We start from the raw sequence: 12,775 nt of genomic DNA on the forward strand, positions 1-12,775 counted from the left end.
GTTGGTCGTCAGCTTGTGCGGCGAAGGGCAGGTTTTTGCCCTGGGGCGGGGAAGGTGTGCACTGATGTGTGTCAGGGAGTGCACTCGATTCGGGCGTGAGAGGACGGGTATCCGACTCAGCGATGCCAGATAAGATGCAACGGTCGTAGCGGGCTGCCTTGCTGCTCGCATGCGGCTGCGCCGTTCGAACGTGTTATTTGATGCCATCCCTATCGAATGCGAAACGAACCGCAAGTCAATGTCGTCCGGCAGATTCCACGCAGCGTGTGGGTTCTAGGATGTGTGAGTCTTTTCATGGACATCTCATCCGAAATCATCCACAGCCTGCTGCCGATGTTTCTGCTGGCAAGCCTTGGCGCCGGCGCCGGCACGATCGGGCTCATCGAGGGCATCGCGGAGGCCACGGCCCAGATGGTCAAGGTGTTTTCGGGAACGCTGAGTGACTACCTCGGCAACCGAAAGTGGCTCGCCGTAGCCGGGTATTCGCTCGGCGCAATGAGCAAGCCGCTTTTTGCCATTGCGCCGTCGGTTGGAGTCGTGGTGACGGCGCGTGTCATTGACCGTGTCGGCAAGGGCATTCGCGGTGCGCCTCGCGATGCACTCATCGCGGATGTCACGCCGCAGCACCTGCGTGGCGCGGCCTTCGGCCTGCGCCAGTCGCTCGATACGGTCGGTGCGTTCCTCGGACCGCTGCTGGCCGTTCTCATCATGCTGATATGGGCAGATAATTTTCGGCTTGCCTTCTGGCTTGCCGTCATTCCCGGTGCGCTCGCGGTTGCGCTGTTGACGTTTGGTATCACGGAGCCTGAGCACGAGCCTCGCGCCAAAAGAAGCAATCCTGTGCGGTGGCAGAGTCTCAGGGAGCTTGGTTTGGACTACTGGTGGGTCGTGGGGATAGGCGCTGTTTTCGCGTTGGCGCGATTCAGCGAGGCTTTTCTGGTTCTTCGTGCGATGGGCAGCGGCGTACCGATTGCGCTCGTTCCGCTGGTCATGGTGGCAATGAATGTCGTCTACGCGCTGTCCGCTTATCCGTTCGGCAAGCTCGCGGACACGATGCGGCATACACGGCTGCTGATAGGTGGTCTGATCGTGTTGATAGGCGCCGACCTCGTGCTGGCACACGGCACCCGCTGGAGCGTAGTCGTCGTGGGCGTGGCGCTGTGGGGGCTGCACATGGGGATGACGCAAGGCCTGCTCGCCACGATGGTCGCGCACACGGCACCTGCGCATCTGCGCGGGACCGCGTTCGGTTTCTTCAATCTGCTGAGCGGCATCGTGACGCTGGTTTCGAGCGTTATCGCAGGCCAGTTGTGGGAACGTCTGGGCGCAGCCACGACCTTTTATGCGGGCGCAGCCTTCGGTCTGATGACCGTGGTGCTGCTGTTCTTTCATCCGACACCGGCCGAATCGCGTAACGACCTCAGCTGACGTGGCCTATCCGGGGTCGTCAGGCTTCGTGGCAGCGTTTCAAAACAAAAAAGCCGCTGTCCTTGTGGGACAGCGGCTTTTTCTTGAAGCTGGTGGCGAATCAGGGACTCGAACCCCGGACCTGCGGATTATGATTCCGTCGCTCTAACCGACTGAGCTAATTCGCCGAAAGAAGCGAAATTATGCTGGGGCAACCGGAGGCTGTCAACCCCCGCCTCACCACTTTTTCAGATAGCCCAGGCTGTCGGTCCACTCAATCCTTCGCGTAGATATCCGAGTCCTTGGTTTCGCGCACGAACAGCATGCCGATCACGAAGGTGACCAATGCGACGATGATCGGATACCAGAGCCCCGAGTAGATGTTGCCCTTCGCCGCGACGATCGCGAACGCGGTGGCCGGCAGAAAGCCGCCGAACCAGCCATTGCCGATGTGATACGGCAGCGACATCGACGTATAACGGATGCGCGTCGGGAACATCTCGACCAGCATCGCCGCGATCGGCCCGTAGACCATCGTCACGTAAATCACGAGGATCGTCAGGATCACGATGCTCATCGGCCAGTTGATCTGAGCCGGATCGGCCTTCGGCGGGTAGCCGGCGGCCTTCAGCGTCGCGGCGAGCGTCTTCTCGAACGTCTTGGCTTGCTCCTTCGCGTCGGCGGCGCGGCCGTCGAACGTGTTGACGACCGTATCGCCCACGCGGATCTGCGCGATCGTGCCGGCAGGCGCCGCGACGTTGTCGTAGTTCAGGCCGGCTCGCGACAGCGCGCCCTTCGCGATGTCGCATGAGCTCGTGAACTTCGCCGTGCCCACCGGGTTGAACTGGAACGAGCACTCGGCCGGATCGGCGATCACGACGATCGGCGACTTCGCGGTTGCCGCTTCGAGCGCCGGGTTCGTGTAGTGCGTGAGCGCCTTGAACAGCGGGAAGTAGGTCAGTGCGGCGATCAGCAGGCCGGCCATGATGATCGGCTTGCGGCCGATGCGATCCGACAGCGAGCCGAAGAACAGGAAGAACGGCGTGCCGATCAGCAGCGCGAGCGCGATCATGATGTTGGCGCTCGAACCGTCGACCCTCAGCGTCTGCGTGAGGAAGAACAGCGTGTAGAACTGGCCCGTGTACCAGACGACAGCCTGGCCGGCCGTCAGGCCGAGCAGCGCGAGAATCACGACCTTCAGATTCTTCCATTGGCCGAACGCTTCGGAGAGCGGCGCCTTCGAGGTCTTGCCCTCGGCCTTGATGCGCGCGAACACCGGCGACTCATGCAGTTGCAGGCGAATCCACACCGACACCGCGAGCAGCAGGATCGACACGACGAACGGAATGCGCCAGCCCCAGGCGCCGAACGCGTCTTCGCCCATGAACGTGCGAACGCCGAGAATCACGAGCAGCGACAGGAACAGACCGAGCGTGGCGGTGGTCTGGATCCATGCGGTGTAGAAGCCGCGGCGGTTCGCCGGCGCGTGTTCGGCCACGTAGGTCGCGGCGCCGCCGTACTCGCCGCCGAGCGCGAGACCCTGCAGCAGGCGCATCGCGATGAAGAGCACCGGCGAGGCGATGCCGATCGCCGCGTAGCCCGGCAGGAAGCCGACGAGAAACGTCGACAAGCCCATGATGACGATCGTGATCAGGAACGTGTACTTGCGCCCGACCATGTCGCCGAGCCGCCCGAATACGATCGCGCCGAACGGCCGCACCGCGAAGCCCGCCGCGAAGCTGAGCAGCGTGAAGATGAACGCCGCGGTCGGATTGACGCCGGAGAAGAAGCTCTTGCTGATGAAGGCCGCAAGCGAGCCGGCCAGATAAAAGTCATACCACTCGAAAACCGTACCCAGCGACGATGCGAAGATCACCCGCTTCTCATCGCGCGTCATCGGCACGCGCGAGAATTGCCCGCCAACGGTAGCCATATGTCGTCTCCAATATTGATATACACGCGGATCGCCGGCGCAGGCGTTCCCGTGCAACCGATTATTGGAGTGGAAACTTACGGCGTTCTGACTCGGCGCCTGAACTTCGGGTAGTCCGGTAAGCCGACGAATAGGCGTTCAATTTCCATTAATGTGCTGGTATGTTCGCGCAAACCGCGCTGAAGTATCTTAAAAATACGCTGACCGTCAAGCTGACGATAGAGGCGCGTTAGGGTAAGTCCCGCCCCGTTCGAGCACGTGCAAGCTGACGCGCACCAGTGTGCCGGCGAGCGGCGGCGACTCCTGGTAGACGTTGTCGTCGATGGCGAGCTCGCCGCCGTGCATTGCCGCAATCTCGCGCACGATCGCGAGGCCGAGGCCGCTGCCGTCGCCCTCGCGGCCCAGAATCCGGTAAAAGCGCTCGACCACGCGCGAGCGCTCGCTGGCCGGAATGCCAAGCCCGGTGTCCTCGACTTCCAGATGCACGAGCCGCGCGGGGGCGTCGTGCCGCACGCGCACGGTGATGCGGCCGCCCGCTGGCGTATAGCGGATCGCGTTGTCGATCAGGTTCGACAGCATTTCACGCAACATCACCGGATTGCCGGCGACTTCGACGGGCTCGTCGGGCGCTTCGTAGCCGATGTCCATCTGCTTCGCGAGCGCGGCCGGCACCCATTCGCGCACCGCGCTGCGCGCGAGTTCGCCGAGTTCGACCGGCGTGAAGATCTGCCCCGATCGACGGTTCTCCGCGCGCGCCAGCGCGAGCAATTGCGTGACGAGCCGCGCGGCCTGCTCGGAGCTCGTCGCGATCTGTTCGAGCGAGCGACGAACCTCGGCCGACGCGTTCTGGCGCAGCGCGAGCTCGGCCTGGGTGCGCAGGCCGGCCAGTGGCGTTTTCATCTGATGCGCGGCGTCGGCGATGAAGCGCTTCTGTAGCTCCATGTTCTGTTCGAGGCGCGTGAGCAGATCGTTGAACGACGTGACGAGCGGCTCGATTTCCGGCGGCGCGCGGCGCGCTTCGAGCGGCGACAGATCGTCCGGCCGGCGCGCGCGGATATGCGCCTGCAGCGCATGCAGCGGCTCGAGCCCGCGCGACAGCCCGAACCACACGAGCAGGATCGCGAGCGGCAGGATCACGAACTGCGGCAGGATCACGCCCTTGATGATGTCGTTGGCGAGCTGGCTGCGCTTGTCGAGCGTTTCGGCGACCTGCACGAGCACGGCCTGCGCGCCCGGCGTCTGCGGAAACTCGACGGTCGTGTAGGCGACGCGGATGTCGTTGCCGCGCAGCACGTCGTCGCGGAATTCGACGAGGCCCGGTGGCGGGCGGTCCTCCTCGTGCGGCAGCGGCATGTCGCGCTCGCCGGCCACGAGTTCGCCGCGCGTGCCGAGCACCTGAAAGAAAACGCTGTCGACGTTGTCGGCACGCAGGAAATCGCGCGTCGATTCGGGCAGCGACAGCTCCGCGACGCCGTTGACCGGATGGATCTGGCGCGCGAGGACGTAGGCATCGGTTTCGAGCGCGCGGTCGAACGGCCCGTTCGCGATCGACTTTGCGACCAGATAGGTGACCGCCAGGCTCATCGGCCACAGCAGCAGCAGCGGCGCGAGCATCCAGTCGAGAATTTCGCCGAACAGCGAGCGCGGACGCGCTTCGGCGGCGGCTTCGGTTTCGTCGGGCGGGGCGAACGGATTGGCGTAGCGCGCGTCGCGCGCCTCGTCGAGGTCCGCCGCGTGCGCCGTGGCGCGATCAGCGCGTGCGGACATCGCTGGCCTCTATTTGTAGTGGTGGCTCGCCGGCATCGCGGCGGACGACGGCGCGGTTGACGCTTGTGCCGCTTGCGGCTCGGAACCGGCCGGGGTGGCGGGCGCGCTCGCATTTGCCGGCGGCGCCGCTTTTTCGAGACAGTAGCCGAGCCCGCGCACGGTGATGATGCGCACGCCGCTCGGTTCGATCTTCTTGCGCAGTCGGTGCACGTAGACTTCGATCGCGTTGTTGCTGACTTCCTCGCCCCATTCGCACAGATGGTCGACGAGCTGCTCTTTCGAGACCAGCCGGCCGATCCGTTGCAGCAGCACTTCGAGCAGCCCGAGCTCGCGCGCGGACAGATCGATCGCCTGGTCGTTGACGTAGGCGATGCGGCCCACCTGATCGAACGACAGCGAGCCATGCCGCACGACGGTCGGGCCGCCGCCCGCTCCGCGCCGTGTCAGCGCGCGCACGCGCGCTTCGAGTTCGTTCAGCGCGAAGGGTTTGGCCATGTAATCGTCGGCGCCGAGGTCGAGGCCCTTGACGCGTTCGTCGACACTATCGGCGGCGGTCAGGATCAGTACGGGCAGGTTCGAATTGCGCGCGCGCAGGCGGCGCAGCACCTCGAGCCCGGACATGCGCGGCAGGCCCAGATCGAGGATCAATAGGTCGAACGTCTGCATTGACAACGCGGTATCGGCGTCCACGCCGCTTTTGACGTGATCGACCGCATAGGCCGATTGGCGGAGTGATCGAACCAGACCGTCCGCGAGTATGCTGTCATCTTCGGCAATCAGAATTCGCATGATGCGCCAGCCTGGCTTTGCCGGCACCGTGGGGGTTGCCCCGGCGCGCAGCGGTCTCCGAACATTATTGTGGGTAGTTGGGGCGATGCGACAGTAAAAGATGCGCGTTCGCATCACAATCGTGCTTGCCAAAACTACTGTTTTTTTATACAGTGTCTGCGTTTCGTGTGATGTCCTGGAGACTCCGCTCAATTCGAGTGGAACCACGGGTGCACACCTGCCTCAGACGCCGTTCATCATAGCAAAGGACGATTCATGGAAGAAAGCAAGAAAGGCTCGGCTGGACTGACTGCTGAAAAGAGCAAGGCTCTCGCCGCCGCGCTCGCGCAGATCGAAAAGCAGTTCGGCAAAGGGTCGGTCATGCGGCTCGGCGCAGGTGAGGCAGTCGAAGACATCCAGGTGGTCTCCACCGGATCGCTCGGCCTCGACATCGCACTGGGCGTCGGCGGTTTGCCGCGCGGCCGCGTGGTCGAAATCTACGGTCCGGAATCGTCCGGTAAAACCACGCTGACGCTGCAGGTCGTCGCCGAAATGCAGAAGCTCGGCGGCACCGCGGCGTTCATCGACGCGGAACACGCGCTGGACATTCAATACGCGGGCAAGCTCGGCGTGAACGTCGCCGACCTGCTGGTCTCGCAACCAGACACTGGGGAACAGGCGCTCGAAATCGCCGACGCGCTGGTGCGCTCGGGCTCGATCGACATGATCGTGATCGACTCGGTCGCGGCGCTGGTGCCGAAGGCGGAAATCGAAGGCGAAATGGGCGACTCGCTGCCGGGTCTGCAGGCGCGTCTGATGTCGCAGGCGCTGCGCAAGCTGACCGGCACGATCAAGCGCACGAACTGCCTCGTGATCTTCATCAACCAGATCCGCATGAAGATCGGCGTGATGTTCGGCAACCCGGAAACCACCACGGGCGGCAATGCGCTGAAGTTCTACGCGTCGGTGCGTCTGGACATTCGCCGCATCGGTTCGATCAAGAAGAACGACGAAGTGATCGGCAACGAAACGCGCGTGAAGGTCGTCAAGAACAAGGTGGCGCCGCCGTTCCGCGAAGCGATTTTCGACATCCTGTACGGCGAAGGCATTTCGCGTCAGGGCGAAATCATCGACCTCGGCGTGCAGGCGAAGATCGTCGACAAGGCCGGCGCATGGTACAGCTACAGCGGCGAGCGCATCGGTCAGGGCAAGGACAACGCGCGTGAATTCCTGCGCGAAAATCCGGACATCGCTCGGGAAATCGAAAACCGTATCCGCGAATCGCTGGGCGTCACCGCGATGGCGAACGCCGTGACTGGCGCGGACGCTGAAGTCGCGGGCGAAGAAGAGTAAGCATCAAGTGATACGCAAAGGCCGGCCGCTGTCCGGTTCCGACTCCGGACGCTATCCGGACGGCCCGCGCGACGCGGCGGATGGATCGCCTGATTCCGGCGATCCATTCGATCCGTTCGAATCGTTCGACGCACACGACCGCGCCGCGGCCCGCGGCCCGCAGCGTACGCGGCCTCCACCCGCTGCAGCGTCGTCCAGCCGGGATTCCTCCGGACTCGATTCCCCAATCCCCTCCGAAGTCACGTACACCCGCTCGCGCCGCCAACCCGGCGAAGAGAAGCCGGGCCGGTCCGACGAAGACGACAGCAGAAAATCCCAACGCCCCGCCCATTCGCTGAAAGCGCGCGCGCTCGGCTATCTGTCGCGCCGCGAATATAGCCGCGCCGAACTCGCCCGCAAGCTGAAGCCCTACGTCGAGGAAACCGATTCGCTCGACACGGTGCTCGACACGCTGCAGGCCGAAAACTGGCTATCCGACTCGCGCTTCGCGGAAAGTCTGATCCATCGGCGCGCATCGCGGCTCGGCGCGAGCCGCATTCTCAGCGAACTGAAGCAACACGCGCTCAACGCGGCGCTCGTCGAAGAGGCGAGCGCGCAATTGCGCGAAACCGAGCTCGCGCGCGCCCAGGCGGTCTGGCGCAAGAAGTTCGGCCAGTTGCCGCAAACGCCAGCCGAGCGCGCGAAGCAGGCGCGCTTTCTCGCGTCGCGCGGCTTCTCCGGCGCGACGATCGGCAAGATCCTGAAGGGTATCGACGACATCGGGGACGGCGACTAACACGCCAGTCTCGACGGGTAGGGCAATTGCCGCGCTGTAACCTGGCGCCAGGCCGTGCGCAATCGGGGCTGTCCCAAATACCCGTTATGGTAAAATCCAACGGTTTTCCAATCCGGCCTTTCCTTCCCGCATGTCGCTCTCCCCGCCAGTGTCTCGTCAGTTGCGCCATCGTCGCGCAATCAGAGCGGAAGCTTACGAGCGAGTCGATGGCCTGTGGGATGTGGAAGCATGCCTGACCGACGAAAAGCCACGCGATGTGGCGCTTGCGTCGGGTGTCCGGCCCAATGGTCAGCCGATCCATGAACTCTGGCTTCGCATCACCATCGATCGCAAGCTCAATGTCGTCGACGCCGAGGCGTCGTCCGACTGGGTGCCCTATCCAGGGTTGTGCCAGGCCAGCAATCCCGCCTACCGTGCCCTCATCGGGCTCAATCTGTTCCACAACTTCCGTCGCGATGCTGCCCGTTTGCTGGCCGGCACGGCCGGTTGCACGCATCTCACGGAGTTGTGCGCGATCCTGCCGACCGCCGCGATCCAGGCGTTCGCCGGCGACGTGTGGAACACCGATGACGGCACGCCGGGCGCGAACGCGGGTTCGGGAGACGAATCGTCTACCGGCACAGGCGAGCATTCCAACGACAAACCGCCATTCCAGCTGGGACGCTGCCACGCGCTGCGTTTCGACGGCGAGGCGGTGAAACAGTTTTATCCGCGCTGGTATGGCCACGCACCGCGTCCGGCGCAACGCGCGGCCTCGTCGGACGGCGCGGCGGCCAGCGAACGAAGCGGCGACGCGTCGGCCTGAACGGCGGCAACGGAATCGAAGTTCTATCCAACTCTCAGACTGAAGGGAATCACGCATGAAGATTCACGAGTACCAGGGTAAGGAAATCCTGCGGAAATTCGGCGTCGCGGTACCGCGCGGCAAGCCGGTCTTCTCGGTGGATGATGCGGTCAAGGCCGCGGAAGAGCTGGGCGGCCCGGTGTGGGTCGTCAAGGCTCAGATTCACGCGGGTGGCCGTGGCAAGGGCGGCGGCGTCAAGGTCGCCAAGTCGCTGGAACAGGTTCGCGAGTACTCGAACCAGATCCTCGGCATGCAGCTCGTCACGCACCAGACCGGTCCGGAAGGCCAGAAGGTGAACCGCCTGCTGATCGAAGAAGGCGCTGACATCAAGAAGGAACTGTATGTCGGTCTCGTGATCGATCGCGTTTCGCAGAAGATCGTCGTGATGGCGTCGAGCGAAGGCGGCATGGACGTCGAAGAAGTCGCGGAAAAGACGCCTGAGCTGATCCACAAGGTTGCCGTCGATCCGTCGACCGGCCTGAAGGACTCGGAAGCAGACGACCTCGCGAAGAAGATCGGCGTGCCCGACGCTTCGATCCCGCAAGCTCGCGCGATCCTGCAAGGCCTGTACAAGGCATTCTGGGAAACCGACGCATCGCTCGCCGAAATCAACCCGCTGATCCTGACCGGCGACGGCAAGGTCATCGCACTCGACGCGAAGTTCAACTTCGACTCGAACGCGCTGTTCCGTCACCCGGAAATCGTCGCGTACCGCGATCTGGACGAAGAAGATCCGGCTGAAATCGAAGCGTCGAAGTTCGACCTCGCGTACATCTCGCTCGATGGCAACATCGGCTGTCTGGTGAACGGCGCCGGCCTCGCAATGGCAACGATGGACACCATCAAGCTGTTCGGCGGCGAACCGGCGAACTTCCTCGACGTCGGCGGTGGCGCGACGACCGAGAAGGTCACCGAAGCGTTCAAGATCATGCTGAAGAACCCGAACCTGACCGCGATTCTGGTCAACATCTTCGGTGGCATCATGCGCTGCGACGTGATCGCGGAAGGCGTGATCGCGGCGTCGAAGGCCGTGTCGCTGAAGGTGCCGCTCGTGGTCCGCATGAAGGGCACGAACGAAGACCTGGGCAAGAAGATGCTCGCCGAATCCGGCCTGCCGATCATCTCGGCGGACAGCATGGAAGAGGCGGCTCAGAAGGTCGTCGCGGCTGCTTCGGGCAAGGCGTAAGCCAGCTGTCCACGGCGCATTTACCAGCTCATTTGCCAGGTTTACGAGTGGCGGCGCGCGAGCGACACAGGCGTGAAGCATCGCGCCGAGTGGCGCTATCGCGCGACGCCAAACGAACAGAGGTCAATACATGTCGATTCTGATCAACAAAGACACCAAGGTCATCACGCAGGGCATCACCGGCAAGACCGGTCAGTTCCACACGCGTGCTTGCCGTGAATACGCAAACGGCCGCGAAGCGTACGTCGCGGGCGTGAACCCGAAGAAGGCCGGCGAAGATTTCGAAGGCATCCCCATCTACGCGAGCGTCGCTGAAGCCAAGGCTGAGACGGGCGCGACCGTGTCGGTGATTTACGTTCCGCCGGCAGGCGCTGCCGCCGCAATCTGGGAAGCAGTCGAAGCCGATCTGGATCTCGCAATCTGTATCACGGAAGGCATTCCCGTCCGCGACATGATCGAGATCAAGGACCGTATGCGTCGCGAAAACCGCAAGACGCTGCTGCTCGGACCGAACTGCCCGGGCACGATCACGCCGGACGAGCTGAAGATCGGCATCATGCCGGGTCACATCCACCGCAAGGGCCGCATCGGCGTCGTGTCGCGTTCGGGCACGCTGACGTATGAAGCAGTCGGCCAACTGACCGCGATCGGCCTTGGCCAGTCGTCGGCAGTCGGTATCGGCGGCGACCCTATCAACGGTCTGAAGCATATCGACGTGATGAAGATGTTCAACGACGATCCGGATACGGACGCCGTCATCATGATCGGCGAAATCGGCGGTCCGGACGAGGCGAACGCCGCGCACTGGATCAAGGACAACATGAAGAAGCCGGTGGTCGGCTTCATCGCTGGCGTCACGGCGCCTCCGGGCAAGCGCATGGGCCACGCCGGCGCGCTGATCTCGGGCGGTGCGGACACCGCCGAAGCGAAGCTGGAAATCATGGACGCGTGCGGTATCAAGGTCACGAAGAACCCGTCGGAAATGGCGCGTCTTCTGAAGGCGATGCTGTAAATCGAATTCGCGTGCCGTTGGCGCGCGATTTTGATACGCTTACGAACTCCTTTCGTGAGCGGGCGGTCCCGAAAAGCGGGGGAGTGCAGACTCCTCCGTTTTTTTTTCGTCCGCGCTTGCGCCGCGGTTCTGCCCGCGCGGTCGATTTTTCTTATGCTTCTTTCCATGCTCGAATTTTTCACGACCCTCCATTGGGGCTCGGTCTTTCAGATCATCGTCATCGACGTTCTGCTCGGCGGCGATAACGCGGTCGTCATTGCGCTCGCCTGCCGCAACCTGCCGCAGTCGCAGCGCATGCGTGGCATCGTGTGGGGGACCGCCGGCGCGATCGCGCTGCGCGTCGTGCTGATCGCGTTCGCGGTCGTGCTGCTCGACGTGCCGTTCCTGAAGTTCGCGGGAGGCTTGCTGCTGCTGTGGATCGGCGTGCGCCTGCTCGCGCCGGCGCACGACGCTCACGACAACGTGAAGCCGGCCGACAAGCTGATCTCGGCGGTGAAGACGATCATCATCGCGGATGCGGTGATGAGCGTCGACAACGTGATCGCGATTGCGGGCGCGGCCGAAGCCGCGGAGCACGAGCACCGGTTGGCTTTGGTGATCTTTGGCCTCGTCGTGAGCATTCCGCTGATCGTGTGGGGCAGCCAGCTGATTCTGAAGCTGCTCGATCGCTTTCCGGGCATCGTACTGTTCGGCGCGGGCCTGCTCGGCTGGATCGCGGGTGGTCTGATGGTCAACGACCCGGCCGGCGACCGCTGGCCCATCCTCGACACGCCAGTCGCCGAATACGGGATGAGCATCGCGGGCGCGCTGTTCGTCGTGATCGTCGGTTATCTGTTGAAGCGCCGTAACGCGAAACGCGCGGCGGTGTGAGCATGGCGTTGACGCTGCATCGCAGCCTGCTTCGTGATGCCGTCCGAATGCAAGCCTGGCCATCCGGCTGACTGTGACGCGCGAGCTTCGCTCGCTACGATTGAAACGCCTGTTCCCGATCCACGGGCCAGGCGTTTCTCGTATCAGGAGTCTGCCGATGATCGTTACCCTGCCATATTCCCCATACTCTCAATCGACGCAATTCCCGCGTAGGTCGCGCCGCGCACGCTGGCGCGCGAGCTGGTTCCCGCGCATCTGCCGCCGCTGCGGCGTCGGCTTCACGCTGATCGAGTTGATGATCGTGCTCGCGATCGTCGGCGTGATCGCGGCCTACGCGATTCCCGCGTATCAGGACTATCTGGCGCGCAGCCGGGTCGGCGAGGGTTTGTCGCTCGCGGCGTCGGCGCGGCTCGCGGTGGCCGAAAACGCCGCGAGCGGCAACGCGTTCAGCGGCGGTTATGCGTCGCCCCCCGCCACGCGCAACGTCGAGTCCATCCAGATCGACGACGACACTGGTCAGATCACGATCACGTACTCGACGCGTGTCGCGCAGGCCGGCGCAAACACCATGACGCTGGTGCCGTCGGTCCCGGACAACGTCGATGCGCCGAGCGCGCGCGTCGCGTTGAGCAAGGATGCGGTGCAGACCGGCGCGCTGACGTGGGAATGCTTTGCGAGCGGCAAGAGCGCGTCGTCGTTGCCGGCGCCGGGTTCGGGGCCGATGCCAAGCGAAGCGCCGACGCTCGCCGCGAATCTGGCGCCGCCCGAATGCCGTTCATAAGGGGCAAATGAGTAAGTGAACGAGACAGCAGCCGAGCGCTGACTGGATGAGTCGAAGCCACAACGTAAAGGGCTGATTT

General features: G+C 63.7%; 11 protein-coding genes and 1 tRNA gene. 8 read left to right on the top strand and 4 right to left on the bottom strand.

Annotation, left to right across the window (positions count from 1 at the left end; genetic code table 11):
- The first annotated feature begins 216 nt into the window (after positions 1-216).
- Entirely contained in the window at positions 217-1,428 is a 1,212-nt protein-coding gene (locus OKW44_RS32775; protein ID WP_026226028.1) for an MFS transporter, read from the top strand.
- 90 nt (positions 1,429-1,518) lie between these two features.
- On the opposite strand, the gene OKW44_RS32780 is transcribed toward OKW44_RS32775, so the two are convergent.
- From OKW44_RS32780 to OKW44_RS32795, 4 genes are all read right to left on the bottom strand, one after another.
- Positions 1,519-1,595, bottom strand: a tRNA-Met gene (locus OKW44_RS32780).
- A gap of 86 nt (positions 1,596-1,681) precedes the next feature.
- Positions 1,682-3,340 (bottom strand): MFS transporter, encoded by a 1,659-nt coding sequence (locus OKW44_RS32785; protein WP_018421724.1) that lies wholly within the window; start codon positions 3,338-3,340, stop codon positions 1,682-1,684.
- 207 nt (positions 3,341-3,547) lie between these two features.
- Entirely contained in the window at positions 3,548-5,107 is a 1,560-nt protein-coding gene (locus OKW44_RS32790) for a sensor histidine kinase (protein ID WP_018421723.1), read from the bottom strand.
- Positions 5,108-5,116: 9 nt separating this feature from the next.
- Complete coding sequence (locus OKW44_RS32795) at positions 5,117-5,896, bottom strand: response regulator transcription factor (protein WP_018421722.1); 780 nt, start codon at positions 5,894-5,896, stop codon at positions 5,117-5,119.
- Positions 5,897-6,151: 255 nt separating this feature from the next.
- Between OKW44_RS32795 and recA the strand changes: the two genes are divergently transcribed.
- The 7 genes from recA (at position 6,152) to OKW44_RS32830 (ending at position 12,696) form a co-directional block, all read left to right on the top strand.
- On the top strand, positions 6,152-7,228 hold the full coding sequence (gene recA / locus OKW44_RS32800; protein WP_018421721.1) for a recombinase RecA: 1,077 nt from the start codon (positions 6,152-6,154) through the stop codon (positions 7,226-7,228).
- Positions 7,229-7,235: 7 nt separating this feature from the next.
- The gene (gene recX / locus OKW44_RS32805) at positions 7,236-8,003 is read left to right on the top strand and encodes a recombination regulator RecX (RefSeq protein ID WP_018421720.1); all 768 of its coding nucleotides are present in this window, start codon (positions 7,236-7,238) and stop codon (positions 8,001-8,003) included.
- Positions 8,004-8,133: 130 nt separating this feature from the next.
- On the top strand, positions 8,134-8,808 hold the full coding sequence (locus OKW44_RS32810) for a DUF2889 domain-containing protein (protein ID WP_026226027.1): 675 nt from the start codon (positions 8,134-8,136) through the stop codon (positions 8,806-8,808).
- Between the two features lie 55 nt (positions 8,809-8,863).
- Positions 8,864-10,033, top strand: a complete 1,170-nt coding sequence (gene sucC / locus OKW44_RS32815) for an ADP-forming succinate--CoA ligase subunit beta (protein ID WP_013090442.1) — start codon at positions 8,864-8,866, stop codon at positions 10,031-10,033.
- A 130-nt stretch (positions 10,034-10,163) separates the two neighbouring features.
- Positions 10,164-11,045, top strand: coding sequence for a succinate--CoA ligase subunit alpha (sucD, locus tag OKW44_RS32820; RefSeq protein ID WP_018421718.1), 882 nt, complete (start codon positions 10,164-10,166; stop codon positions 11,043-11,045).
- 165 nt (positions 11,046-11,210) lie between these two features.
- The gene (locus tag OKW44_RS32825) at positions 11,211-11,915 is read left to right on the top strand and encodes a TerC family protein (RefSeq protein WP_026226026.1); all 705 of its coding nucleotides are present in this window, start codon (positions 11,211-11,213) and stop codon (positions 11,913-11,915) included.
- A gap of 157 nt (positions 11,916-12,072) precedes the next feature.
- The gene (locus OKW44_RS32830; RefSeq protein WP_018421716.1) at positions 12,073-12,696 is read left to right on the top strand and encodes a pilin; all 624 of its coding nucleotides are present in this window, start codon (positions 12,073-12,075) and stop codon (positions 12,694-12,696) included.
- Positions 12,697-12,775 lie beyond the last annotated feature (79 nt).

The sequence above is a fragment of the Paraburkholderia lebeckiae genome (assembly GCF_050436325.1).
GTDB lineage: Bacteria > Pseudomonadota > Gammaproteobacteria > Burkholderiales > Burkholderiaceae > Paraburkholderia > Paraburkholderia tuberum.

Coding starts and splice junctions, on each gene's coding strand:
- recA (WP_018421721.1), top strand. CDS start 6,152: ATGGAAGAAAGCAAGAAAGGCTCGGCTGGACTGACTGCTGAAAAGAGC.
- OKW44_RS32785 (WP_018421724.1), bottom strand. CDS start 3,340: ATGGCTACCGTTGGCGGGCAATTCTCGCGCGTGCCGATGACGCGCGAT.
- sucD (WP_018421718.1), top strand. CDS start 10,164: ATGTCGATTCTGATCAACAAAGACACCAAGGTCATCACGCAGGGCATC.
- OKW44_RS32795 (WP_018421722.1), bottom strand. CDS start 5,896: ATGCGAATTCTGATTGCCGAAGATGACAGCATACTCGCGGACGGTCTG.
- OKW44_RS32790 (WP_018421723.1), bottom strand. CDS start 5,107: ATGTCCGCACGCGCTGATCGCGCCACGGCGCACGCGGCGGACCTCGAC.
- OKW44_RS32830 (WP_018421716.1), top strand. CDS start 12,073: ATGATCGTTACCCTGCCATATTCCCCATACTCTCAATCGACGCAATTC.
- OKW44_RS32810 (WP_026226027.1), top strand. CDS start 8,134: ATGTCGCTCTCCCCGCCAGTGTCTCGTCAGTTGCGCCATCGTCGCGCA.
- OKW44_RS32775 (WP_026226028.1), top strand. CDS start 217: ATGCGAAACGAACCGCAAGTCAATGTCGTCCGGCAGATTCCACGCAGC.
- OKW44_RS32825 (WP_026226026.1), top strand. CDS start 11,211: ATGCTCGAATTTTTCACGACCCTCCATTGGGGCTCGGTCTTTCAGATC.
- sucC (WP_013090442.1), top strand. CDS start 8,864: ATGAAGATTCACGAGTACCAGGGTAAGGAAATCCTGCGGAAATTCGGC.